Source organism: Amycolatopsis acidiphila, assembly GCF_021391495.1.
In the GTDB taxonomy this organism is placed as follows: Bacteria; Actinomycetota; Actinomycetes; order Mycobacteriales; family Pseudonocardiaceae; genus Amycolatopsis_E; species Amycolatopsis_E acidiphila.
On the sequence record NZ_CP090063.1, the window covers coordinates 2,881,393 to 2,905,556 of the forward strand.

Annotated in this window: 21 protein-coding genes, 4 tRNA genes and 3 pseudogenes; 17 read left to right on the plus strand and 11 right to left on the minus strand. The window is 68.7% G+C overall.

The window, feature by feature from the left end; all coding sequences use genetic code 11:
• Nucleotides 1-50: 50 nt before the first annotated feature.
• Nucleotides 51-332: an acetate uptake transporter family protein gene (locus tag LWP59_RS13945; RefSeq protein WP_229858058.1), complete on the plus strand. Its 282-nt coding sequence runs from the start codon at nt 51-53 to the stop codon at nt 330-332.
• Here the strand turns inward: LWP59_RS13945 and LWP59_RS13950 are convergent.
• Nucleotides 318-821, minus strand: coding sequence for a hypothetical protein (locus tag LWP59_RS13950; RefSeq protein WP_233459044.1), 504 nt, complete (start codon nt 819-821; stop codon nt 318-320). The two genes, LWP59_RS13945 and LWP59_RS13950, sit on opposite strands and share 15 nt — an antisense overlap.
• Nucleotides 818-976, minus strand: coding sequence for a hypothetical protein (locus tag LWP59_RS13955; protein ID WP_229858060.1), 159 nt, complete (start codon nt 974-976; stop codon nt 818-820). The genes LWP59_RS13950 and LWP59_RS13955 overlap by 4 nt, the downstream gene beginning before the upstream one ends.
• Nucleotides 977-1,230: 254 nt before the next feature.
• On the opposite strand from LWP59_RS13955, the gene LWP59_RS13960 reads away from it, so the two are divergent.
• The 3 genes from LWP59_RS13960 to LWP59_RS13970 are packed head-to-tail and all read left to right on the plus strand — an operon-like array spanning nt 1,231 to nt 6,927.
• Nucleotides 1,231-2,526, plus strand: a complete 1,296-nt coding sequence (locus LWP59_RS13960) for an alpha/beta hydrolase (protein WP_229858063.1) — start codon at nt 1,231-1,233, stop codon at nt 2,524-2,526.
• A 26-nt stretch (nt 2,527-2,552) separates the two neighbouring features.
• Entirely contained in the window at nt 2,553-5,813 is a 3,261-nt protein-coding gene (lysX, locus tag LWP59_RS13965) for a bifunctional lysylphosphatidylglycerol synthetase/lysine--tRNA ligase LysX (protein ID WP_233921993.1), read from the plus strand.
• Between the two features lie 19 nt (nt 5,814-5,832).
• Nucleotides 5,833-6,927, plus strand: coding sequence for an alpha/beta hydrolase (locus LWP59_RS13970; protein ID WP_144634140.1), 1,095 nt, complete (start codon nt 5,833-5,835; stop codon nt 6,925-6,927).
• Between the two features lie 193 nt (nt 6,928-7,120).
• Here the strand turns inward: LWP59_RS13970 and LWP59_RS13975 are convergent, their stop codons facing one another.
• The gene (locus tag LWP59_RS13975; protein WP_222425437.1) at nt 7,121-7,816 is read right to left on the minus strand and encodes a hypothetical protein; all 696 of its coding nucleotides are present in this window, start codon (nt 7,814-7,816) and stop codon (nt 7,121-7,123) included.
• Nucleotides 7,817-8,254: 438 nt separating this feature from the next.
• Between LWP59_RS13975 and LWP59_RS13980 the strand changes: the two genes are divergently transcribed.
• Complete coding sequence (locus LWP59_RS13980) at nt 8,255-8,656, plus strand: DUF1707 domain-containing protein (RefSeq protein WP_233922001.1); 402 nt, start codon at nt 8,255-8,257, stop codon at nt 8,654-8,656.
• 256 nt (nt 8,657-8,912) lie between these two features.
• On the opposite strand, the gene LWP59_RS13985 is transcribed toward LWP59_RS13980, so the two are convergent.
• Nucleotides 8,913-9,635 carry a hypothetical protein gene (locus tag LWP59_RS13985; protein ID WP_456151352.1) on the minus strand — a complete coding sequence of 241 codons (723 nt, stop codon included), beginning with the start codon at nt 9,633-9,635 and terminating at the stop codon, nt 8,913-8,915.
• An 803-nt stretch (nt 9,636-10,438) separates the two neighbouring features.
• On the opposite strand from LWP59_RS13985, the gene LWP59_RS13990 reads away from it, so the two are divergent.
• Complete coding sequence (locus LWP59_RS13990; protein WP_144634146.1) at nt 10,439-10,651, plus strand: hypothetical protein; 213 nt, start codon at nt 10,439-10,441, stop codon at nt 10,649-10,651.
• Nucleotides 10,652-10,665: 14 nt separating this feature from the next.
• Here LWP59_RS13990 and LWP59_RS13995 read toward each other — a convergent pair whose 3' ends face one another.
• Nucleotides 10,666-12,099 (minus strand): N,N-dimethylformamidase beta subunit family domain-containing protein, encoded by a 1,434-nt coding sequence (locus LWP59_RS13995; RefSeq protein WP_229857398.1) that lies wholly within the window; start codon nt 12,097-12,099, stop codon nt 10,666-10,668.
• 370 nt (nt 12,100-12,469) lie between these two features.
• Between LWP59_RS13995 and LWP59_RS14000 the strand changes: the two genes are divergently transcribed.
• The 3 genes from LWP59_RS14000 to LWP59_RS14005 all read left to right on the plus strand — a co-directional run bounded on the left by LWP59_RS14000 (nt 12,470) and on the right by LWP59_RS14005 (nt 15,259).
• A complete protein-coding gene (locus LWP59_RS14000) occupies nt 12,470-14,086 on the plus strand; it encodes an alkaline phosphatase family protein (RefSeq protein WP_373299418.1) in 1,617 nt (538 codons plus the stop codon).
• 50 nt (nt 14,087-14,136) lie between these two features.
• Nucleotides 14,137-14,358: a phosphatase PAP2 family protein gene (locus LWP59_RS40975; RefSeq protein ID WP_373299436.1), complete on the plus strand. Its 222-nt coding sequence runs from the start codon at nt 14,137-14,139 to the stop codon at nt 14,356-14,358.
• 85 nt (nt 14,359-14,443) lie between these two features.
• On the plus strand, nt 14,444-15,259 hold the full coding sequence (locus tag LWP59_RS14005) for a ZIP family metal transporter (RefSeq protein WP_144634150.1): 816 nt from the start codon (nt 14,444-14,446) through the stop codon (nt 15,257-15,259).
• A gap of 103 nt (nt 15,260-15,362) precedes the next feature.
• Here LWP59_RS14005 and LWP59_RS14010 read toward each other — a convergent pair.
• A pseudogene (locus tag LWP59_RS14010) lies at nt 15,363-16,094 on the minus strand (transposase); the annotation flags it as partial.
• A 188-nt stretch (nt 16,095-16,282) separates the two neighbouring features.
• On the opposite strand from LWP59_RS14010, the pseudogene LWP59_RS40690 reads away from it, so the two are divergent.
• The 4 genes and pseudogenes from LWP59_RS40690 to LWP59_RS14020 all read left to right on the plus strand — a co-directional run.
• Nucleotides 16,283-16,795, plus strand: a pseudogene (locus LWP59_RS40690) (ATP-dependent DNA ligase); the annotation flags it as partial.
• 121 nt (nt 16,796-16,916) lie between these two features.
• Nucleotides 16,917-17,042 carry an ATP dependent DNA ligase gene (locus LWP59_RS40695; protein WP_308431703.1) on the plus strand — a complete coding sequence of 42 codons (126 nt, stop codon included), beginning with the start codon at nt 16,917-16,919 and terminating at the stop codon, nt 17,040-17,042.
• Between the two features lie 447 nt (nt 17,043-17,489).
• A complete protein-coding gene (locus tag LWP59_RS40980; protein WP_373299438.1) occupies nt 17,490-17,651 on the plus strand; it encodes a hypothetical protein in 162 nt (53 codons plus the stop codon).
• A gap of 25 nt (nt 17,652-17,676) precedes the next feature.
• Entirely contained in the window at nt 17,677-18,234 is a 558-nt protein-coding gene (locus LWP59_RS14020; protein ID WP_144634153.1) for an HD domain-containing protein, read from the plus strand.
• A 234-nt stretch (nt 18,235-18,468) separates the two neighbouring features.
• Here LWP59_RS14020 and LWP59_RS14025 read toward each other — a convergent pair.
• Nucleotides 18,469-18,712 (minus strand): annotated as a pseudogene (locus LWP59_RS14025) (transposase); the annotation flags it as partial.
• Nucleotides 18,713-19,219: 507 nt separating this feature from the next.
• On the opposite strand from LWP59_RS14025, the gene LWP59_RS14030 reads away from it, so the two are divergent.
• Nucleotides 19,220-19,660: a hypothetical protein gene (locus LWP59_RS14030; RefSeq protein ID WP_186383068.1), complete on the plus strand. Its 441-nt coding sequence runs from the start codon at nt 19,220-19,222 to the stop codon at nt 19,658-19,660.
• Between the two features lie 49 nt (nt 19,661-19,709).
• Here the strand turns inward: LWP59_RS14030 and LWP59_RS14035 are convergent.
• The 4 genes from LWP59_RS14035 to LWP59_RS14050 all read right to left on the minus strand — a co-directional run bounded on the left by LWP59_RS14035 (nt 19,710) and on the right by LWP59_RS14050 (nt 20,494).
• Nucleotides 19,710-19,784 (minus strand) — tRNA-Val (locus LWP59_RS14035).
• Nucleotide 19,785: 1 nt separating this feature from the next.
• Nucleotides 19,786-19,856: transfer RNA gene (locus LWP59_RS14040), tRNA-Cys, on the minus strand.
• Between the two features lie 28 nt (nt 19,857-19,884).
• A tRNA-Gly gene (locus tag LWP59_RS14045) sits at nt 19,885-19,957 on the minus strand.
• A gap of 111 nt (nt 19,958-20,068) precedes the next feature.
• Nucleotides 20,069-20,494 (minus strand): SsgA family sporulation/cell division regulator, encoded by a 426-nt coding sequence (locus LWP59_RS14050; protein ID WP_144590971.1) that lies wholly within the window; start codon nt 20,492-20,494, stop codon nt 20,069-20,071.
• Nucleotides 20,495-20,884: 390 nt separating this feature from the next.
• Here LWP59_RS14050 and LWP59_RS14055 point away from each other — a divergent pair.
• The 3 genes from LWP59_RS14055 to LWP59_RS14065 all read left to right on the plus strand — a co-directional run bounded on the left by LWP59_RS14055 (nt 20,885) and on the right by LWP59_RS14065 (nt 24,115).
• Nucleotides 20,885-20,956 (plus strand) — tRNA-Val (locus LWP59_RS14055).
• 331 nt (nt 20,957-21,287) lie between these two features.
• Nucleotides 21,288-22,118, plus strand: coding sequence for an IclR family transcriptional regulator (locus LWP59_RS14060; RefSeq protein ID WP_144634156.1), 831 nt, complete (start codon nt 21,288-21,290; stop codon nt 22,116-22,118).
• A 515-nt stretch (nt 22,119-22,633) separates the two neighbouring features.
• Nucleotides 22,634-24,115: a sugar transferase gene (locus LWP59_RS14065; protein ID WP_144634159.1), complete on the plus strand. Its 1,482-nt coding sequence runs from the start codon at nt 22,634-22,636 to the stop codon at nt 24,113-24,115.
• Nucleotides 24,116-24,164 lie beyond the last annotated feature (49 nt).

Genomic DNA, 24,164 nt, shown 5'->3' on the forward strand with positions numbered 1-24,164 from the left:
GACCACCGGCCCGGCCCGGCCCGTTCCGAGAAGTGAAGGAGGAAACAGAGATGACCCGGAGTGTGACGCCGGCAGACGGCGAGCGCAGAGGCGGGGACGTGACGGAGTACTCGTTCTGGCATGAACACACCCACCTCCACCTCAGCCCCGTCGAGGTCCCCTCGATCCTCGGGCTGTTCGGGTTCGCGGTCTCCACGTTCATGGTCGCCGCCAACCTGGGCGGCTGGTACGGCAACGACACGACGGCCCCGCTGATGCTGGCGCCATTCGCGTTCACGTTCGGCGGTATCGCGCAGCTCCTCGCAGCCATGCGGGTCCTACCGGGCCCGTGACGCCCTGGGCCCCGGCATCCAGGGCGTTTGGGGATCATTCCGATCGCCTATGGCATCTACCAGCTGTTCGTCGGCGGGCTGCCGGAACCCTCGGCCAGTCCGCTGGCCGCACACGGGATGACTGGATTCGGCAGCGGCTGAGGTGACCAGTGGGTCATCACAGTTGGCGATCACGGTCGTCTCCGGCAACTGCGAGACGACAGCTCGCAGTGCGCGTTCGGTGGCCCGCACCTCGCCCACCCGGTCGAGCTGGTCCCGGCTGAGGTTGAGCAGCACCAGGCCGGGCGCAGTTTCGCGGCGACGGTAGGCACGTAGTTCTCGTCGACCTCGACCACGGCCAGGGGCGCGTCCGCGCGAGCGGCCAGTGCCGCCCGCCAGTACACCGGCGGGCATATTCGCCCCGTCACCGTTGGCGGCGACCGGGCCGAGGGTCTCCAGGATGCGGCTGAGCATCAGCGCGGTCCTGGTATTGCCGTTGGTGCCGGTCACCAATACCACGGTGCGGTCCCGGCCGAGCCGTTGCGGCGCTTGGGGTCCAGCTTGAGCGCGATCCGGCCGCCGATGACGCCGCCACCGCCAGCCGCGAAGAGACGAGAGACCGCTGCGCCGAATCGTGCCCCGGCGACCGCCAACCGCGTTCGCATCGGAAGGTCGCGTAGCAACGGCGCTACCGAACAGTGTTCACCGAGCTCAGCCGGCGAGCTCAGGCTCACAGAGGTCTCCTTCGCATCTGGGTTCTGGCAGGTCGCCGTCACCCTCCGCCAGGAACGCTGTGAGGATCCTGAGAAACTGGGGACGATCCACGCTCGCCGGCCAAAAAGGGTGCAACCGGCCAGCGCGCGCCACTGCGCTCGTACGGATATGAAGAACCCCAAGGATGTTAAACCGCGGTCGCTGAGTGGACGCTGAGCGTGATCTACCTCTGTGGCCAGGGGAAACCGACTTCCCGTCCGTGGCTAGATTGATTCGCGTGCATGCCTCCGCCATCCGGATCGACACCGTTCCCGTCGTCCTGACCGCCACGGTCATCGCCGTCGTTTTTGTGGTCGCGGTGCCCTGGGCGTGGGACCGCTGGCGACGGCGGATCCCGGGTCGCGTCGGCACCACGCTGCTCGCGGTGATCGCGGTCGTGACGGCCTGCGGGCTGGCGGTCAACGCCTCGGGCAGCTTCTATCCCACTTTGGGATCGCTGCTCGGCACATCGCCGAACCCGGAGGAGGGCACCGTCGCCGACGCGGGCCCCGACGGCCGTGACCTCGGCCAGACGCTCGCGACTGTCGGAGATCGGGCGGCGAGCGGCCACGGTTCTCTGTTGCACGTGACCGTGACCGGTCACCGGACCGGTCTCACCCGGGACGTCGATGTCTACCTGCCGGTGGGCTATACAGCGCCGGAGTGGGCCGGCTTCCGGTTCCCCGTGCTGGAATGGATTCCGCACTTTCCTGGCGAGCCGAGACAGGTCGCGACGCTCTACGGGCTGCCGGACCTGCTCGACCGCGAGATCGGTAGCCACCAGATGCCTCCGACCGTGGTGATCGTGCCCGACCCCAACGGGGAGCCCCGGCTGACCCACGACTCCGAATGCGTCGACGCTGTGCACGGAGCCGCCGATGACACCTACCTCTCGGCCGACCTGCGCGGCTGGGCACTGAGCCGGCTGCGGGTGCGATCGGACCGCCAAGGCTGGGCGATCGCGGGCTGGTCCTCGGGCGGCTACTGCGCGCTGAACCTGACCGCCCGGCATCCGCAATGGTTTTCCGTGGCGGTCAGCATGAGCGGTTACGACACCACGCCTCACGACGTGGAGACCGGCGACCTCTTCCACGGCCGCGACGACATCCGGCATGCCAACGACGTCTCGGCCACTTTGCGCGAGCACCCCTCGCCGGTGCGGCTGCTCGTATCCGCGGACGGGGCCGCCGCGGACGAACGGGCAGCCCTGGAACGCCTGCGCGCGGCGGTCGCTCCGCCGGTGGAGCTCACGACGTGGGTGCTGCCGCCCGCCGGCCACAATCTGAACGCGGTCCGTGCCGAGCTTCCAGCGGTGCTGGACTGGCTCGATACACAGCTGGGTAACCCGGTGAAGATCGGGGCCTCGCCACCTGGCCGCACCACGATCGGGGACATCCCGCCGTGGCCACTGCCCGACACCGGAACACCGGGAAGCCTGCACGGCACCGATACCAGTCTGTAGTGGCTGTTCGCGAGGAGGTGAGGCACATGGCTGAGGGGATTCCGCGATGGCGGCGTAAGGCCGGTGGCGTGGTCGCGACTGTCGTCCAGTTGGGCGCGCTCATGTCGGTCGCCCTGCTGTTGTGGGGTGGTGATCATGGGTTTTACCGGTGGACGGTGGGGTTGTTCAGCCTGGTCAACATCCCCGCCGACGCGAACATCCTGATCGCGTTGGTGCTCGCGCTGCTGGGCGCGGCGTTGCGGCGGCGCAAGCGGGCGGCGTTGGACACGCTGATCCTGTTCCAGTTCGGCGGTCTGCTGATGACGGTGGCGTTTGAGGCGACCTTGGTGTGGGCGCCGCAGGTGTTGGTCCGGGAGCGGCACCCGCATCTTCCGGTGGCGTTGTGGGCGCTGACCGGTGCCGAGGTGGTTTCGGTGGGGTTGATTGTGCTGTTGTTCGCGTTGCGGCCTGCTTTTCCGGCTCGGCTCGCACCCGGTGCGGGGCGGCATGCGCTGGTCATCGGCGTGTCCGGGATTGTGGGGGTGACTCTCGTCGGTTGGGGGTTGCTGGTGGTTTGGCCGGGCACGTTGGGTGGGCTGGGTGACAGCTTCGTGTGGGCGGCGAATCACGCGACTGGTGAGCTGGTGCAGTTGCGGCGGTTGGGTGTGCGGGAGGGTCCGGCGTGGATCGACCTGCTGTTGGATCTGGGCAGCAGCCTTGTGGTGGTGGCGACGTTGTCGACCTTCTTCCGGGGGGTGCGGAGTCGGCGGCGGCGCAGTGATGAGGAGGAGTTGAAGCTGCGGGTGCTGCTGGCCGGGCATGGTGAGGATGATTCGCTGGGGTACTTCGCCACCCGGCGGGACAAGAGTGTGATTTTCGCGCCGAACGGTCGTGCCGCGGTGACTTACCGGGTGCTTGCGGGTACGAGCATCGCGAGCGCGGATCCGATCGGGGATCCGCAGGCGTGGCCGCAGGCGATCGAGGCCTGGTTGGGTGAGGCGCATACCTATGGCTGGGCGCCTGGTGTGTTGGGTGCGAGCGAGCGTGGTGCGCGGGCGTATGCCAGGGCCGGGTTGAAGGCGCTGGAGCTGGGCGATGAGGCGGTGCTGGATGTGCGCGAGTTCAGCCTGTCGGGCCCGGAACGGCGGTCGGTTCGGCAGGCGGTCAGCCGTATCGAACGTGCCGGGTATACCGCGCGTGTGCGGCGGCACAGCGAGCTCACCTCGTCGGAAATGGACGGGCTGCTCGAGCGGGCGCAGCAGTGGCGGGGCGCGGAGACCGAACGTGGTTTCTCGATGGCGTTGTCGCGGCTGGGCGATCCGAGCGACGGTCGTTGTGTGATGGCTGAGGCGTACGACGCGTCGGGCGAGCTGCGGGGGTTGCTGTCGTTCGTGCCGTGGGGCCGGCGTGGGCTGTCGCTGGACCTGATGCGTCGTGACCGGGACGCCGAGAACGGGTTGAACGAGTACCTGGTCGCGCAGGTGGTGGCGCAGGCCGGGCGGTTCGGCGCGCAGCGGATCTCGTTGAATTTCGCCATGTTCCGTGCGGTGTTCGCGGCGGGGGAGCGCATCGGCGCAGGTCCGGTGCTGCGTTCGTGGCGCGCGGTGCTGGGGGTGGCGTCGCGGTTTTTCCAGCTGGAGTCGCTGTACCGGTCGAACGCGAAGTACGGCCCGGAGTGGGAGCCGCGTTTCCTCTGCTACACCTCGGCACGGCGGCTGGCCCGGATCGGCCTGGTCGCGGGTGCGCTGGAGGGCTTCCTCCCCTCGAGCTGGCGGTCTGCGCGGCGCGCGATCGCGGGCGGCGGTGTGAGCGAGGAGTTCCTCGCGCGGGTGCGGGAGATCGACGAGATCCGGACCGAGCCGCGGCCGGTGCGCCGTCCCGAGCAGGTGCGGGTGCGGATCGCGAAGCTGGACCGGTTGCGGGCGGCGGGGATCGACCCGTATCCGGCGGGGTTCGCCCGCGACACGACGCTGGCGCAGGTGGCCGCCGAGTTCGCGGGGCTGGCTCCCGATAGCAGGACCGGGCGCGAGGTGCGGGTCGCCGGCCGGGTGGTGGCGCTGCGTGACCTGGGCGGGGTGTGTTTCGCGCGGTTGCGGGACGTCAGCGGCGAGCTGCAGCTGATGCTGGGCGAGGACGAGCTGTGGCGCTGCGGGGTCGATCTCGGTGACCACGTGGGCGTGCGGGGTGAGGTGGTGACCTCCCGCCGCGGTGAGCTGTCGGTGCTGGTCGCCGGGTGGACCGTCACCGCGAAATGCCTGCATCCGTTGCCGGACAAGCGGAAGGGGCTCGCCGACCCGGAGACCCGGGTGCGCCGCCGCTACCTCGACCCGGACCTGCCGCAGTTGCTGCGGCTGCGCGCCACGGTGCTGCGCGCGCTGCGGGAACGCTTGCACGACAAGGACTTCCTCGAGGTCGAGACCCCGATGCTGCAGGCGGTGCACGGCGGTGCGAACGCGCGGCCGTTCGTCACCCACATCAACGCCTACGACATGCGGATGTACCTGCGGATCGCGCCGGAGCTGTACCTGAAACGGCTGTGCGTGGCGGGCATGGAGCGGGTCTTCGAGCTGAACCGCAACTTCCGCAACGAGGGCGTGGACGCGACACACAATCCGGAGTTCACGATGCTGGAGGCCTACCAGGCGTACGCCGACTACGACTGCATGCGGGTCCTGACCCGGGAGCTGGTGCAGCAGGCCGCGATCGCCGCGTACGGCGCCCCGGTGCTCCGCCGCCCGGATGGCGAGCACGACATCTCGGGCGACTGGCCGGTGGTGACCGTGCACGACGCGGTCGCCAAGGCCCTGGGGGAGCCGGTCACCCCGTCGACGACATCGGCCGAACTGCGCTCCTTCTGCGCGGCGGCGGGCGTCCCCTTCGCCGACGACGCCGGGCGGGGCGAGCTGGTCCTGGCCGCGTTCGACCAGCTCGTCGAGCCGGCCACGGTCGGCCCCACGTTCTACACCGACTACCCCAGGGACGTCTCGCCGCTGACCCGGGAACACCGCTGGGACCCGCGACTGGCCGAGCGCTGGGACCTGGTCGCCTTCGGCGCCGAAATCGGGACGGCATACACCGAGCTGACCGACCCGTTGGAGCAACGCCGCCGCCTGGAAACCCAGTCGCTGCGGGCCGCGAGCGGGGACGTCGAAGCAATGGAACTGGACGAGGACTTCCTGCAGGCGCTGGAACACGGCATGCCCCCAACCGGCGGCCTGGGCCTGGGCATCGACCGCATACTCATGCTGCTCACCGGCGCCCCCATCCGCCACACCGTGCCCTTCCCCTTCACCCGCCCCCGCCACTGAGCTGAAGGACCGAAACCTTGTGAGCACGCTGGCTGAGCTGTCGCTGACCGACTGGTGGCCCCTGCGCGGTCTACTCGTCGCTGCTCTGGTGGTCATCGGAGTTCTGGTGTGCCGAGTGCGGCGGCGCCCGGCGCGGGTCATGCTGAGCTTGTTGGTCGTGGTGCTGGCTGTGATGAACGTGTTGTCGTGGATCAATGCGTCCTACGGGTACTACCTCACGATCGGCCAGGCGATCGGGCTGCCGGGCCGGGACGCCTCGTCGCTGGAAGCGCTCAACCGGTCCCGTATGCCGGCCTCAGGTGTGCTGATCAGCATCACGATCCCCGGCCACACCGCGCACTTCTCCGCACGTCCCGCCGAGGTGTACCTACCACCGGCCTGGTTCGCCCGGCCCCGCCCGAAACTGCCGGTGCTCCTGCTCCTGCACGGCACCCCCGGTTCCCCCACTGACTGGACGGACGGCGGCGGCGCCGCGGCGACTCTCGACGCGTGGGCCGGAGCCCACGCCGGGATCGCGCCCATCGTGGTGATGCCCGACATCAACGGCAGGTTCGACGCCGACACCGAATGCGTGAACGGCCCCGCCGGCCAGGCCGAGACCTACCTGACTCAAGACGTGCCCGACTTCGTCACAAGCCGCTTCTTCACGCAACCGCCCGGTAGTCACTGGGCCATAGCGGGTCTGTCCGAGGGAGGCTCCTGCGCGGTCATGCTGGTCCTGCGCCATCCGGCAAGGTTCGCGGTCTTCGCCGACTACAGCGGGCTGGCGGGACCCCGGTCGGGCGACGGCAATGCCCTTGGCGACACCGTTCCGGCCCTGTTCGGCAACTCGCTCGCCGAATTCCGCGCCCACGAGCCCGGGTGGCTGTTGACGCACCAGCGCTATCCCCAGGTGAACGGCTGGTTCGAGGTCGGCGACCAGGACGGCGACCCGCTGGCTGCGGCCCGGCAGCTGGAGCCGCTGGCGACCGCGGCGGGCGTGTCGGGCCGGCTGACCATCGTCCCCGGCGGCGGCCACAGCTTCTTCCTCTGGCGCAAGGCGTTTGCCGACTCCTTGCCCTGGATCGCAAGCCGGCTCGGCCTGGCACCCGATGCCACCTCCCGACCTCGATAGCGCTGTGCGCTTCCGCCGATTTCCCGCAGCGGGCGGTCCACGCTTGTCAGTCGCAGTGCCGGTCGCGCCACACGCTCCACGGCAATACCACAGCGACCGCGGCCGGCAAGAGCCACACACTGGCACTCCAGTACGGGCCACCCGGTAGGCGATCCCGAGCGCGAGGACCACCGCGACGGCGATACGCCAGTCGTCACCAACGATGAAGTCGTACCAGAAGGCGCCGAATGCGCGGATCCGCGCGATCACGGCAGCCTCCCGTCAGGCGCGGCGACCGCAGCGGGGACCACCCGACCGCCGAAGCAAAGCCACCAGTGCGAGCGCGAACAACGCCACCGCCGGGACGATAGCCAGCAGCGCGCCGTCGGCGCCGGGCCACTGGGCGCCTCCCCTCGCCACCCCAGAAGATTCCGAAGCCGGTGAGCATCACGCCGACGACGAACTTCAGCGTGTTCTCGGGAACCTTGGCCAGCGGGGCCCGGATGGCGAATCCCGCCACGGCGACGATGGCGACCGCACAACCGGCGGCCAGTGCCGCCAATGGGACGTCGTGCTGGTTGCTGCCGAAGGTCAAGGCGATGAAGGCGAGCTCCAACCCTTCCAGGAGCACGCCTTTGAACGACAGGGTGAAGGCGTACCAGTCGGCGACCAGACCGCGGGTGTGTGCCGGTGCCATTCGAGCAGCGGTCACCGCGGTCTGGAAGATCGCGGCCCCGTCGTGACGCGCCTCGTGCCTGCTCGCCCGCAGTGTCGCCTTGCGCAGCCACTGCAGCCCGAAGATCAGCAGCAGCCCGCCGACCACCAGGCGCAGGCTGGTCAGCGGGATCACCGAGAGCGCCGGGCCGAGCGCGGCGATGAGCACGGCGAGCGACAACAGTGCCGCGAGCACCCCCATGCCTGCCGATCGCCAGTGGCGGACGGTCCGGCGGCGAGCACGGTGGTCACCGCCTCGACCGCGCATGCCAGGAACACCGCGAGGAACAATGCTCCAGTAGTCACCGCGATCTCTCTGCTGAACCGGAACCGATCGTGCGCCAACGAGTCTGACCGGTTGCGCCCGTGCCGCCAGTTTCCCAGGCTCTCACAGGACTTCTTACCTTGCTCTAACCTTCGCTTGACCGGCGCAACGCCCTGGCGTTCGTACGCTCGGTACCAGCGACATCATGCGTGTCGCCGATACGAGGAGAGCTAACGGGGATGCGGAGTCCGCGATTTGCGAGACGTCGTACGACGGTTGATGCAGGAGGACCCACCCATGGCGACGCATGAACAGGATATCGGGGCCGGTGCTTCGACGGAGAAACCATCCGTACCGCCGGCGGGTGCGGTGCGTTGTTCCGACGCCGAACGTGAACGAACGAGTTCCGCGTTGTACGTCGCAGCGGGCGAGGGACGACTGTCGATGGATGAGGTCGAGGAGCGGCTGGTGCAGGTGTACACCGCACGGTACCGCCACGAGTTGGAGGCGACCAGCGCAGACCTACCGGCACCGGCCGCCGCAAGCGCGGGCTGGCGGCCTATTGCGACGATGGCGCGCCGACAGCTCGCCGCGGAGGTCGCCGCACTGACCGGCCGCGGCGCAGCCAGCCGGCGCCACAGGGTCGTGCTCGCGCTCGCCGCGTTCGCCATGGTGTTGTTCTTCGTCGTGACGGTGACGCTAGCCCTGCACGGCATCGCGGGAGACGGGCCGGAACATCACGACTTCGGCGCGGGGCGTGGGCCGGGTTAGACGGCGCAAGATCTCGCGCGGGAGGCTTCTAGGATGGACGTCCACGCCGATGACGGTCGCGCGCGTGACAGGGTGATCGTCAACAGGTTTCTCGGATCACCCTGACGTACTGGATCATGATGTTCGCGGCCACGACGCTGGGCGAGACCAGGCTGCTGTGCTGGATCGCATTTGTGCTGACTCGCCCTCCGCGCTTCAAGAGGCGACTTCACCGGCCGGTCGACGTCGGTCCCTCTGGGAGCGCATTCCTGATGAATCAACGCAGAATGTTCACCGCGCGCGCGACGACAAGGGTCACCAGCACAAGAGACACCACGGACTGAAGGAGCATCGTCAGTTTCGCCCAGATCTTCAACGGCATCACATCAGTGGGGCTGAACGCGGTCGCGTTGGTGAAGGCCAGGTACAGATAGTCCACGTAGCCCGGCTCCCACTCGGCCGGCGCGAACTCGGGGTTGGCCATCTGCGGAAACAGCAGATCCGGATGAACCGCCGTGCCTGCCGCCCGCGCCGTTGGTCCTCCGCGGTCGAACTCCCAGTACCACAACGAGAACACCACGATGTTGGTCAGGTAGATCGTTGCTCCCGCAGCCAGCAGGGGGCCGGCCTGGTCGGCGACCGAACCGTTGACAATGCCGTCGACGAGACGGACCGCCGATCCCGCGTTGCCCGCGCTGACGACCAGCAGCAGACCTAGTGCGACCTTGCGAGCGTGCCGGTGCTCGGTACCTGCCCGGCCCGGGCCGAGTAGCACCAACGTCACCAGTAGCAGGGCTGAGAGTGCGGGAAGCAACCAGTGCGGCTGGACGACCAGCTGGTCGGGAAGCACCATCTGCAGACCTATCACCGCGGCGACTGTGACCGCGGCGGGCCAACGGTGCGCACCGGCCGTCGAGCGCCGCCACGCGGGCAGTTGCCGTGAGGTCATGTCCGTGCTGCCTGAATCGTCAGGCATGGCGGGGCAGTAGCGGCGATTCAACGGCTCTGGCCTGGGGAGCCTGAGCAGGCCCGTCAGGCATCGGCGCTACAAGCAGTCCCAGCATGTTCCACCTCCTTGATGCGCGCGAGTTCAATCTATGTGTGTGTCGCTCGGCTCGCTGGCCGGCGTTCTGTTCGTTCAGCGTCCTCTCAGGAAAGGTGACGTGCAGGACGGGGACGTAACGATCTGGATGGGCGCTGTGGACACCGAGCTGCCCAGCGAGAGGGCACACTTTCCGGTGGTCGTCGCTGTGAGGTTCCTGGGCATTCCGAGCCGTCAACGGTGGCTCCGGTGCTGGAAACAGGATTCGCTCCGGTATCACGATGGGATCGCGCCTTACAGCACGTGGGCGGTCACCGCCGTCTCGGTCCCGGGGTGGGAGTCCGCCGTCGACCCGAATCGGGACTTCACATTCCTCATCGTCCATCAGGCCGGCACCCGACCCGGTGCAGGCCGTGACTGGTGCCCTCCGCGCCGACCGTGACTATACGAACACGGTCCCCCTCAGCGGCTATCCCTACGCCAGCGATTCACCCGGTCGTTGGCCGCGACACCCACCACGCAGTCCGGCCTCGACCAGCAACGGTTCGCATGCGCGGGATCTCCGGACGGTACCAGCGGCGGTCCGTGGGTCACCGCGGCGACCCCGGCAGCCGGGGAAGGTACGGTCGCCAGCGTGATTCGGCGGCTACGAGCGAGGTGGCGCCGCACCAGCACGTGTCTGCCGCACCAGCACGTGTCTACAGTACCTACTTCGGTGCGGATATCGACGACCTCTACCGAAGGGCCGTTCACTGACCGGAGTGCCGCTGACGATGAGCGGGAGCACACTGGTCTCCGTGGGTGTGCCTCGGAAATCCGGCCCGGTTCCGATGGGGCCGTCCCGGGTGCTGGCTCTCGTTGTTCTCACGGCCGGGATCGTCGCGGCAGGAGCGACTGCAGGCCCCTGGTGGTTTCTCTTCGGCTGCACGATTTTCGCCTTGCTGTTCTTCGGCGACGACAGCACCGCGGGCTAGCGTGGCAGTCGCCGTCAGGGGGTGGCGGAGTTGTCTGGCGGTACGGTGGGGACGGGGTTCGCGGCGGCTCCGGAGACGGCGAGGGCGGCGACGTTGTCGTGGGCGGGATGTGCGTGGCCTGCCGGTCCCGCGGCGTAGGTACTGAGCAGCCGCAGGGTGATCGCGCTGATCGCCTGGTGCGCGGTGGTGTCGTCGTGGTCGTTGGCGCAGCCGGGTTCGAGTGCGCAGATCCAGTACTGGGTTCCGGCGGCGAACACGGCTGCTCCGCTGGGCGTGGTGTAGTAGCTGGTATCGGCGAAGCCGGGCCGGCCCTCGCAGGTCAGTGGGGAATGGAACAGTATCTCGATCGGGCGTGGGGTGGGCACCGCGAGATCGACCTGTTCGTATTCATTGCCGACCAGCCCGGGCAGCACCTGTCCGTTGTGGACGATCCCGGACAGCAGCCAGTTCGTCTCGTCAGCGGCTCGCAGGTCCGCGTGTACGGGGTTGCACTGGTAGAAATCCCCCAGTAACACGCTTTCGGGGCGGGGGAACGGCGGTGAGCGCCATTCTGTGGTCGCCTCGAGCGGGTTCGTCAGGTGGTCCGGATCTTCGTCGAAGGACTTGTAGTCCACTTCCAACCGGTCGGGCCCGAGTGCGGTGGGCTGGAAACGGATGTGCCGGTAGATCTCGTTGCCGCCGAAGAACGCCAGGTTGACTCCGTGGTCGCGGGCGGCGGTCACGTGCTGGCGCATCGCGGTGGACCAGTACTCGTCATGCCCCAGTGTGACGATGGCGGCGGCACCATCGGCCAGATGGGGGTCGGCGTGGAGGTCGACGTCGGTGGCGTAGCCCAGGGGTAGACCCGCCTGTTCGGCGAACCGCAGCAGCGGCAGCTCGAAGTAGAGGAAGTCCCCGGCGCCTTGCATGTCCCTGGCTTGGTAGGGCCGGTCGAACGACACGGCGCGCGAGCGGTCGGCCTTGCTGCCCGACGGAGAGTTGTACAGGCTGTAGCCACCCCACTGGTTGTAGGCCTGCCAGGTGGTGACGGCGTTGACGATGACGATTTTGCCGTGGTTGTCCGGGCTTCGTACCGTCAGCGGCACGAACTGCTGAGCATTGTCGTCCCCGTCGAGACGGAACAGGTAGTCCCCGGGCGCCCAACCGTCGGTCGGCACGGTGAGCGAGGGCTGCCAGGGTGCCACGACAGTGTTCGTGGGGTGTTGCACCACGGGGGCGGCCTGGACATGTCCTTGCTGTGGCGGGGACTGCCACACTCGGAGCGCGTCGGAGTCGCGGTAACCGCCCATCCGGTACGCGGTGACGGTGTAGTGCGCGGCGGTGGTGCTCACGAACAGCCGCACCTGTCGGCCCGGCAGTACGGAGGTGTGGTCGGTGTAGCCCTCGATCGCGTGCTCGGGGCCGGGATGGGTCAGTTGCCACCCGGGCGTCCCGGCGGGGCCCGGCAAGGATGAGGCCCGTGCGGCGCTCGGCTTGGGCCTGGCGGTCGGTGCCGGTGCCGCGGAGCAGGCCGCTGCCGCTGCTGCGACTGTCACGGCCGCGAGCAACGCGCATCCCACTCTTTGCGTCGGCACGTCAGCAGTGTCTCAGCACGTCGTAGTCGCTGCTGGTTCAGCGAAGGGGAATTTCTTTTGTTCAGGCGAATGATCCGTAGTCAACGGAAGGCAAAAACCGCCCGGAAACGGGATATTCCGCTCGCGCGGCCAACCGTTAACCCGCCGTTTTTTCCGCATTTTCCTCCCGTGTGGCCGCCAGCCACGACCTTCGCGTTGAGTTCCGTGCGGTCAGCCGGTTCTTGGCTCCTCAGGAGGAAACACTGTGCGAACACCATGGTTTCGGGCCGCGCTCGTCGGCGCCACCGGTCTGCTCGCGGGCACCGGGGTGGCGCCCGCCGCGCAGGCCGCCCCGCGAACCGACCACGTCCTGCTGCTGAGCGTCGACGGGCTGCACCAGTCCGATCTCGCGTGGTACGCGGCCGCGCATCCCGGGTCCGCGCTGGCGGCCTTGGTGCACCAGGGAACCGAGTACACCCACGCCCGGACTCCCGTCCCCTCGGACTCCTTCCCGGGCATGGTGGGACAGTTGACGGGCGGCAACCCGGCCACGACAGGCGTGTACTACGACGACACCTACAACACCGCCCTGTTGCCCGCCGGCACCACCAAGTGCACCGGGACGGCGGCGGCTGCGGAGGTCGACTACACCGAGGACCTGGACCGGAACCAGAACAGCATCGACGCCGGGCAGGGCCTGCCCGGTCTGCCCGTGGGCGTGCTCGGGATGACCGCCGACCCGCGGGCGCTGATCGATCCGGCGAAGCTGCCGGTGGACCCGAAGACGTGCAAACCGGTTTACCCCTACCAGTACCTGCGGGTGAACACCGTGTTCGAGGTGGCACGCCAAGCCGGCCTGCGGACGGCATGGTCGGACAAGCACCCTGCGTACGACATCCTCAACGGCCCCTCGGGCACCGGGATCCAGGACCTGTTCACCCCGGAGATCAACAGCGCGACCCCGAGCGGGGACTGGACGACCGACAACGCCGACACTCGCACCTACGACGGGTACAAGGTGCAGGCGGTGCTCGACGAGATCGACGGCTACGACCACTCCCGCACCACCAGGACCGGCACTCCGGCCGTGTTCGGGATGAACTTCCAGGCGGTGTCCACCGCGCAGAAATTGCCTTCCTCGGACGGGAAGCGGGGCGGCTACCTGCCTGGCGGCACCCCCGGACCACTCCTGTCGGACACCCTGGACTGGATCGACCGGCAGGTCGGCGTCATGACCGCCGAGTTGCGCGGGCAGCACCTCGGCGGCGACACGACGATCATCCTGTCCGCGAAGCACGGCCAGTCCCCCACACAGCCCTCCGCGCTGACCCGGATCGACGACGGGCCCCTGCTCGCCGGGCTCAACGCGGCCTGGCGGGCCGCACACCCGGGCGCGGGCGACCTGGTCGCGCATTCGGTCGACGACGACGCGATGCTGTTGTGGCTCAACGACCGCTCGCCCGCGGCGACGCAGTTCGCCCGTGGCTACCTACTCACGCAGCGGGGGACGGGCAACGGCATCGACGGCAAGCCCAAGGCGTACACGCAGTCGGGCCTGCAGAGCGTGTACGCGGGCACGGACGCCGCGCGCTACTTCCAGGTCACACCCGGCGATCCGCGGGTTCCCGACCTGGTCGGCGTCGTGCAGTACGGGGTCGTCTACACCGGTGGCCAGGGCAAGGTCGCCGAGCACGGCGGCGCCGCATCGGACGACCGTGACGTCCCGCTCGTGGTGAGCGGCACCCGCCACCAGGTCGTCGGCAGCACCGTCGAGACCACCCAGATCGCGCCGACGATCCTGGCCCTGCTGCATCTCGACCCTGCCGCGCTGCAGGCGGTGCGCATCGAGCACACCCAGGTACTGCCGGGTGAGCAGCACTGACCAACGGCGATTCCGGGGCCGCCGGCGCGGGCCCGGCGCTCGCGGCAGGTCTGGTCGCGTGGCTGCTCGCCGAACGCGTCGGCGCTCGCGCCGCGATTTGGGCCGCCGCGACCGGATATACGGTCGTCATCGGGTCGACTCGCGTCTATCTCGGCGTGCACTGGCCCACCGATGTACTGGGCGGTTGGGCGTTCGCCGCTACGTGGCTCGCACTCGCGCTGACCATCCGCGCGCTGATCTCGCGCAGAAGCACGAAGGCAAGCGGCCGGTAAAACCTTAGCCTCGCCTATTTGAGGGCAGCCTTACCTGAACTAGCGTCCGGGTACCAGCTCGACACATCACCCGGGAGTCAGCGTCATGTCGTCCGCCCAGATCGCCCTGCTCGGAGCCATCGCCGGGGTCACCATCTACCTCGGCCTTCCGTTCGGGCGGCTGCGTGCGCCGATGCCCAAGCTCAAGACCTTCCTCAACGCCACCGCTACCGGGATCCTCGTGTTCCTCCTCTGGGACGTCCTCGCGCATGCCTGGGAACCGGTCGACACCGGGCTGAGCGAAGGCCGGATCGGGGCCGCGCTCGGCAACGGCACGGTACTCGTCGTCACGCTCGGCATCGGCCTGCTCGGGCTGGTTCACTTCGACCAGGCCCGCCGGGTCTCCGCACCACGCGGCCACGGCCCCGGTGCCGCCACCGTGGGTGAGCTGAGCCCGGGAACGGAGGTGGAACCGGGACAGCGGCTGGCACTGATGATCGCCACGGGAATCGGACTGCACAACTTCGCCGAGGGCCTCACCATCGGCAACTCGGCCGCCGCCGGCGACCTCAGCCTGGCGGTGCTGCTGGTGGTCGGGTTCGGGCTGCACAACGCGACCGAGGGCTTCGGCATCGTCGCGCCGCTGACGGGCCGGCGCCCGTCCTGGGGCCGGCTGGCCCTGCTCGGCCTGATCGGTGGTGGCCCGACCCTCGTCGGCACCCTTGTCGGGCAGAGCTTCGTCAACGACACCGTCTCCGTCGCGTTCCTGGGTCTCGCCGCGGGCTCGATCCTCTACGTGGTGATCGAGTTGCTCGCGGTCGCTCGCAAGACCGGCTTCAAGACGATCACCACATGGGGCGTGTTCGTCGGGCTGGTGCTCGGCTTCGCCACCGACGCCGTCGTCACCGCCGCCGGAGCATGACGTCATTGCCCTGTATCGACTCTTGGTCGGCTTCGGTCGACTGCGGGGGTCTATCCCGTGATCGGCTCTGGCCCGAATCCGTTGGTAGCACTGGGGGGTGTTGGCCGAGCAGGATGCGGTGGTGCAGGAGAGGGAAGCCGGCCCGGTCGTACGTCTGCCGCTTGATCATCTTGGTTTTGGTGTTCACTCCTTCTGTTCGTCCATTGTGGAATGACTGGGTGAGGGCGGCGTTGACGGCGTGGCGGTCGAATTCGAGTCCGCGGGGGTAAGCGTGCAGGTGGGGTAGGTCCTCGGCCCGGGCCTGGTCGATTCAGTCGGTGAGACGGTCATCGTTGCCCGCTGTAGGGGTGAGCAGAGCCGCGAAGTCGCCAACGAGGGCGGCCGGCGCCGTCATCTCATGGCAGGCGGTCACGGCGGCGTCGAGTACTGCGGTGCGCGAACGAGCCGGTCGGGTTGATCAATGCGGGCGTATCGCTTCACGGTGTTCAATGCCAGGTTCAGTCGGCGTGCGAGCTCAAGCAGACCTACGCCGTGATCGAGCAGCTCGTGGACGTCTTGCCAGCGTTGGCGGGTGGTCTCCGCCCGCGCGCCCTCACGCAGTGGCGGACCGGTCTTGCCCCAGCAGGTGCTGTGCGCAGCGACCTCCTTCAGCACGGCCTCGGCGAGGTTGTGCCACAGATGCCAACGGTCGGCGACCTGCACCGCAGCGGGCAGGGCTTGACGGATTGCCTGGGCATAGGTGACCGAACCATCCCGGCACCACCACTACACCGGGATGCTCCCGCAGCCAGGCTTCCAGCACCTCTGCTGTGCGGCCTGGCAACACGTCAACACGCTAGCTCCCCTCGTGCCGATGCTGGCCACCGCCGGTCAGTCTCCGGCAGGAGACGGGTGGGCGTTCGAGTGGAAGTGGGACGGCGTGCGCGCCGTGGTCGCGGTGGACGGCGAGAAGGTGGCGGCCTGGTCGGCAACGGCCGCGACATCACCCCCACCTACGCCGAACTGGCCGCGCTCCCGGACCTGGTGGAACGGCCGGTGCTGCTGGACGGGGATCTGGTTACCCACGACGACCAGGGCCGCCCGGACTTCGGCCGAGTCCGGTCCCGGATGCACGTGCGCCACTCCGGGACGCGGCTGCTGGCGGATTATCCGGTGGCGTTCTATGTGTTTGACCTGCTCCACCTCGCCGGCGCCGACCTCACCCGCGCCCCGTACGAGGAGCGCCGCGGGCAGTTGAACGACCTCGACCTGGACACCCCGCCCCAGATTCGGGTGCCCGATTGCCACACAGGTCTCCCCGGCGCCGAGCTGCTCGAGATCGCGCGGCAGAGCGGCTTGGAGGGCATCGTCGCCAAGCGGCTGTGCTCCCCATATCAGCCCGGTGCCCGGTTGCGGGACTGGATCAAGACCCCGCTGCGGGAAACCCAAGAGGTGGTCGTCGGCGCGTGGACGCCGGGCGAGGGCCGCCGCACCGGCACGCTCGGTGCGCTCCTGCTCGGCATCCACGACGACGAGGGGCGGCGAGTTTACGCCGGCCACGTCGGTACCGGCTTCAGCGACCGCGCCCTCGACGAGATGCGCGACCGACTCACCCCGCTCGCCCGCACCCGCATCCCGTTCGACCTGCCGGTGCCGCGGGAGTACGCCCGCACAGCCGGTGGTCGAGCCGGTCCTGGTCGGCGAGGTCGAACACCGGCAATGGACCTCCGACCGCCGCCTGCGCCATCCTTCCTGGCGTGGTCTGCGCCCCGACCGCAACCCAGGCGAGGTCCGCCCTGCCTGAGCGATTCCCCAACATCGGCTTGTACTGCCCGCGCTGTCATGGCGGCGACTTCCCCGACCTGGACCACTACATCGAGGTCAACCACATCGCGCTGAGCGACTACGGGCCGGCCTTCGCGGCCTGGTTGCACCTGACCAGCGGACGCCGCTGGGACGGGGACGAGCGGCGGACGGACCCCGAGCCTCCGGAGGTTGTCGGTGAGCGCCCGGGAACAGTGAGCCCGTACCCGCGGCGACGCGTAATGCGCCTCGCGTTGCTACCGAGCGGGGCGGGGACCTTTGCCCCTGTTTGCGGGTGGGTGACGAGGGCAACCATCGGTTAGTGGCCGTTTCAGCTCAGAGACGACGGGGGAGACTGTTCGGAATGAGCGTGACCGCGGAGGTCGGGCCAACGGGCATGGATCCCTTCCGTCTCGTCGTGGACCGTCTCACCACAGAGCACGAGGAGATGCCGCCGGAAGTGCTGCGGCACGAGGTCGCCCGGGCGCGCGCGGCGTTTGCTGACGCCCGGGTCACCGGCCTTCGTGCCCATCCTGGTGGAGCGAACTGTCCGGCGGAGGTTGTCGGACTCCTCGGTCGGGTCCGACTTCCCCGGCGCGGGGGCCTTTGATCATCCCGGCTCCTACGTTGGGTCGATGCCGCTGCTCACGTGGAGCTGGTACACAGCTAAGCGGCTGTTGGCCGAGGAGCTGCCGCGGCGTTGGGCCCACACGCGGGGGGTGGCTCATCGCGCCGCCGAGGTCGCCCGGATGCTGCCGCGGGAGGATCGCCAGATCCTGGCCGCGTCGGCATGGCTGCATGACATCGGGTACGCCGAAAATCTTGTGGACACCGGTTTCCACCAGCTCGACGGGGCCCGCTACCTCGTCGCCCAGGGAGTGCCACGGCGGGTGTGCGCCCTGGTCGCGCATTACGCCGGCGCCGTTGCCGTTGCCGAGATCCGGGGGCTGTCCGCTGAGCTGGAGCCCTTCGAGGATGAGGGCGGCCCGGTGCGCGACGCGCTGTGGTACTGCGACATGACCACCGCGCCGGACGGGACTCCGGTGTCGTTCAGCGAACGCATGCGCGAGTTGCGCGCACGGCGCAGCGCCGATGATCCCGTGATCCACGCCCTCGACCGGAACGAAGACGAACGCGCGGCCGCGGTGCGGCGCACAGAAGAACTTCTGCCCACAGCCACAACCCACGTCTGATGGCCAACCTCCCATGAACGGGTGGCCCCAGACGGTGCGAGACCCGTCCGCCTTGGGCGCAGGAAGCTCTGGGTAGCCGGATAATTCCATAAAGTTATCAGGGGGTATGTGGCGCAGGGGCAAGTCCCTGGGTGTGGTGTAGGTGGGTGGTCACCGGTGATCCGGTTTCGGGTCCGGCGGTGAGGGCTGGTGCGGTGGGTTCCTCCTGTTCGGCGGGATGGGTTTCGGTGGTGATGGCGCGGGACCGGGTGAGGACGTCCAGGCCGGGGTAGCGGCGTCCTTCGATCCATTCGTCCTGCTGTTCGGCGAGGACGGCGCCGACGAGCCGGATGATCGCGCCGCGGTCAGGGAAGATGCCGACCACGTCGGTTCGGCGGCGGATCTCCTTGTTCAACCGCTCTTGGGGGTTGTTCGACCAGATCTGGCGCCAGATTTGCTTGGGGAACGCGGTGAACGCCAGCAGATCCGCCCGGTCGAGGCGCGATTGGAGCCTGGGACGGCGAAGAAGTACCGGTCTTATCTGGACAAGCACGTGCTGCCTGAGTGGCGGGCGTGGCCGTTGATCGGGATCTTCAATAGTTACGTGGAGATCGAGAAGTGGGTCTCGGAGTTGCATGAGGACTACGCGGACTCGACAGTGGCCTCGATCTTCGCAACGTTTTCGACAGTGTTGAATGCTGCGGTACGGGCCCACATGATCCCGGCGAACCCGTGCGGGGGCGTACGGGTCACGTCCGGGGCCTACAACGTGGAACGGTTGGTGGCGGCCACCCCGGCGCAGGGGTTGCCGGCCGCTATGCGGCTCTACGCGGGTCACGGAAGGCAGTGCGGCCGTAGCCCTCGTGACGAAGAACACAGGGGGACGTCGGCGTGCGAGGAAAGGACGGACGAAGACGCCGGCCGGCACGCGGTGGGTTCCGTTGCCTCCAAGTATCGCGGTGCTGTATGAGGAGCTGCTCGACGGTCACTCGCATCCGTTTGTGCTGTGCACGCCGGAGCGGAAGCCCTGGCGGCGCTCGAACTTTCGTCAGCGGTACTGGCGCCGGCGTGGGACGGCGTCGAGCCGGACGATCCGTGTTCAAGAGGTCACATTCCGGCGATCCTGCCCTGGTTCACCTTTGACGAGGGGCGCCACACTCACTCGACGTGGTTGATCGAGGATGGTGTTCCCGAGGTTGCCCGCCGGGCGCGGCTGGGGCAGAAGATGAAGGGGATGGCCCGGATCTACGATCATGTGACACCGGTCATGCAGCAACAGATCCTGCAGGCGTTGGAAGCCCGCTGGTGGGGATCGATCGCGGTCTTGACGCCGGGGGAGCGGGCCGTGCTGTTCGGCTGGTTTCCCTGGCTAGCGTCGTCCTTTGGCGGCCGCCGTTTCGTGACGTCGCAGCAGGCCATCGCCGAATTACCGCCGAATGTGGCCTGATCAGAACCGGTCATGATCGCCGACAGGCCCGCTGACCTGCAAAAACAGATGGTGCGCGATACTGGGATTGAACCAGTGACCTCTACCGTGTCAAGGTAGCGCTCTCCCGCTGAGCTAATCGCGCGAGGTGGAGACGGGATTCGAACCCGTGTACACGGCTTTGCAGGCCGTTGCCTCGCCTCTCGGCCACTCCACCGCGACAGGCCCGAGAAGGCCTCTCTCCGAGCGGACGACGGGATTCGAACCCGCGACCCTCACCTTGGCAAGGTGATGCGCTACCAGCTGCGCTACGTCCGCGTTACCTGCGACTCCGGTGTTCCGAACCCCGTCGTCGTGGTGTGGCAAAACAATATCGGACCCGGAGAACCGCGATCACAGGGGGGTGCCCCTTGTGACCGCGCCGGGCCATCAGCCCAGATCGTTCGGGATGAGGTGGGTCAGCGCGTCGTCCACGTCGACCCACAGGTGCTCGTTCCCGGGCAGTACGACGTCGTAGGTGCGGTCGAGGAAGTCCGCCAGCTCCTGGGCCGACGCCTCGAACATGGCGTGCCCCGAGGGGGAGTTCAGCTCGATCAGCACGGACTCGGGGTCTTCGACGGACGGCCGGATGCGCACGTCCCCGTCCCCGGCCTCGGCCAGCAGGCCGTCGGCGAGCAGGTCGCGGGCGAAGACCCACTCGACCCAGCCGGCGCGACCGGTGCGGAACGCGGCCACGACCGCATACGGGTCGCGCGTGTCGTAGCGCAGCTCCACCTTCACCGGCACCGCCGGGGTGCGCGGCGCCAGCAGGTCGAACACCGCCGTCGAGCGGAGCGTCACGTGATCGTTACGCATGGTCTTACCTTTCGTCTCCCTCCACGGCCCGCCCGGCCGGGAACTCCGGTGGGACGCATTGGCAACCCGATTCGCTCACTGTTAGACGCACGATCACCCAGATGAGTTCATCGGTCCGGCCACGCCGCCATCATCACCCTCGTCCGATCAGCCTCGGTGTCCGCCCTCGTGATCGTCCACCTCGTACATACTGCTCGGTTTGGTCGCCGAACGACAGCGTTGCGTCTCCGATGTCGCAGGTGACATGGCTCGCGGCCGGGCGAGCTGCGGGCTCGCTACCACTTGGTTGTTCGCTCCGTACCTGGTCGTACGCGGACGGTGCGCGGACAAGACCACCCGTTTGTCAGAGCCGGAACGGCATCCGCTAGAGTTCTTTCTCGTACCGCACGGGGGCGATTAGCTCAGCGGGAGAGCGCTTCGTTCACACCGAAGAGGTCACTGGTTCGATCCCAGTATCGCCCACGCCCCGAAACCCCAGGTCGGAGTTCGACTTACATCGAGTTCCAACCCGGGGTTTCGTCGTTTTGTTCCGGCGTCGCCCTCTCTCACGCAGTCGGGTGACCGTCCGCGCGATGGACCTCCCGGACGTCCCATCCCTTGCCGGGTCGAAGTCCTCCCCGGCGCGATGGTCGACTCCCGCCACCGGCAGCGCCACGACCTCCGGCTTCCAGTACACCGCCTCCGCTCTCTTCGGGAGGTTTGTCGGCGTCAGGACGGTTGCGGGGTTTTCCGCTGCCCTGCCAGCGCTGTAGCATCTGAAACGCTCACTCTGCCTATTGAAACGAGGTGAGTCTTGTCGGCCGACCGGAATCTCGATCCTGATGAAGGCGCCGGCGACGGGCCTCTCGCCGAAGACCGCGACTACTCCCTGCGTGCCGTCGACCGGGTGTGCGCGATCCTGGACCTGTTGCAGCAGTCCGTGGACGGTATCAGCCTGAACACCGTGGTCGAGGCCACTGGTATGCCGAAATCCTCCGCGTACCGCTATCTGTGGACGCTCGAGGCGCATCGCTACGTCGAGCGCGACGAGGAGACCGGGCTGTGCCGGCTCGGGCTGGGGTTCCTGGGGATGCAGTCGCGCCACCTCGAACTGCTGCGCGAGGTCGCGCGCCCGTGGCTGGAGAAGCTGCGCGACGAGTTCGGCGAGACGTCGAACCTGGGGGTACTCGACAGCGACCGGATCATCTACGTCGACATCATCGAAAGCCGGCGTGGCGTCCGGCTGGCCGCCTCGCGCGGTGACCGCGACCCGCTGCACTCCACGGCGCTCGGCAAGGCCATCGCCGCGCACCTGGCGGAGGACAGGATCCGCGACGTGCTGGCCCGGTGCGGGATGCCGCGCCGGTCGGCCAACACGATCACCACCGTCGAGGACTACCTCGCCGAGCTCGACACCGTGCGCTCGCTGGGATACGCGGTGGACAACCTGGAGAACGAGGCCGACGGCCGCTGTGTCGCCGTGCCGTTGCTGGGCGCCAGCATCCCCGCCGCGATCAGCCTGAGCGCGCCCGCCGCGCGGTTCCCGACCAAGGACGTCGGCCGCGCCGCGAAGGCCCTGATCGACGTGGCCTCACGCATCGTCTCGCGCCCGCGGGCCAACAGTGGCACGAACGACGCCGCCTGACCCGCGCGCGCCGGAGGTCCGGGGGAACCCCGGCGCGCGGGGAGGGCGGATCTCGCGCCGGGGTTCCGACTGCCGGCCGTGGTAGTCAATGGCCAAAGAGGCACACACGGCCGACGGTCCCTGACGGCATTTCTCGATCGCCGACGCCTCTCATCGTCGTGTCTGCCGATGCCGGACACAATGCTCCATCCGAGTTAAATCGAAACGCTTGTTTCATCTGTCGGTACCACTGAGAAGTGGTGATGGATTTACCGGCTACATTCCGTGATTGTTCGGCGCTGGGCAACGGCGATCCGCCGTCACCTTCCCGTGACGGCCGCGTGCTCGAACCGTGCCGCTCCCAACAGGAGATATCTGCGAACTCGCTTGTAACGCCACGGCGAACGGGACCGACTCCCCGGCAGGTGTGGCACGAATGGGGGTAGTGCCGCCCGGGCACGAAGATTACTGAATGTGATCACGCGGCGTGTGGCAGGCATGCCGATCCCCACAGCCAGCCGATGGGCGGAGGTCGGATGGAAGAGTCGTTTCCGGGCGGCGAAGCGGTCACCGATATCGGGCCGCGACGCCCGCGGCCGAGCCCGCATGCCGTGCGGACCCCGCCGCGGGCGTCGTCGACCACCTGGGAGGCGCGCTACCGCGCCTGGGTGATCGGCTCCGACGTGTTCGCGACGCTGCTGGTGATCGCCACCACCGCCTTCGCGATCTTGGAGATCACCGGCCGCCCCTACTTCCTGCACGCGTCCGGGACCGCCGCCGCGATCCTGTGCGCGCTGCCGCTCAACCGCGCGTGGAGCCGGCACCTGCTCGGCGAGGGCGCGGAGGAGTACCGCAGGCTCGGCCGGGCGCTGATCGTCGCCGGGGTCGGCGTGGCGCTGGCGGGTCTGTTGTTCGGCGCACTCGACGTGCAGCCGTGGGTGTTCCTCGCCGTCCCGCTGGTGGGGCTGATCGCGTTGCCGCAGCGGTACGTGCTGCGGCAGTTCGTGCACCACGCGCGCAACAAGAGTGGGACATGCATGCTGCCGGTGATGGCGGCCGGGGCGCCCGGCACGGTGCGCGACCTCATCGAGCGCACGCGCGCCGACTCGCACGTGGGCTGGCGGGTCGAGGCGGTCTGCACCGACAGCGGGACCGGCGAGGTCGGCGGGACAGCGGTGGCGGGCCGGCTGGACGAGGTCGCCGAGCAGGTGCGCCGCGGGGGCTACCGCGTCGTCGCCGTCACCTCCGACCCGTACTGGACCCCTGCCCGGCTGCAGCAGCTGGCGTGGGACCTGGAGGGCACGGGCGCGGAGCTGGTGGTCGCGCCGGTGCTGATGGAGGTCGCCGGGCCGCGCCTGAACGTCAGCGGCGTGCTGGGGATGCCGTTGCTGCGGGTCAGCGCGCCCGCGTTCACCGGAGGGCGGCGAATCATCAAGGAGGCGTTCGACCGGGCCACGGCCGCCGCCGGGCTCCTCCTGATCTCGCCGGTGCTGCTGCTGATCGCGCTGCTGATCAAGCTGAACGACCGGGGCCCGGTGTTCTACCGGCAGCGCCGGGTCGGCCGCGACGGCGACAGCTTCATGATGATCAAGTTCCGGACGATGGTCGTGGACGCCGACCGCATCCGCGACGAGCTGCTGGCGGCGAACGAGGGTTCCGGGCCGCTGTTCAAGCTGCGCCGCGACCCGCGGATCACCAGGGTCGGCGCCGTCCTGCGCCGGTACTCGCTCGACGAGCTGCCGCAGCTGTTCAACGTGCTGGGCGGCACGATGTCGCTGGTCGGGCCGCGTCCGCCGCTGCCGGAGGAGACCGAGAGCTACGAGCGCGCGGCGCGCCGCCGCCTGCTGGTGAAGCCCGGGCTGACCGGGCTGTGGCAGGTCAGCGGGCGCAGCGACCTGAGCTGGGACCAGAGCGTCCGGCTCGACCTGCGCTACGTCGAGGACTGGTCGCTGGCGCTGGACATGGTGATCCTCTGGAAGACGGCGCGCGCGGTCGTGAGCGGGCGAGGCGCCTACTGAGGCCCGCCGCCCGCGACGGACCCGTTCCGCGTGGCTTGCTTAGATCACA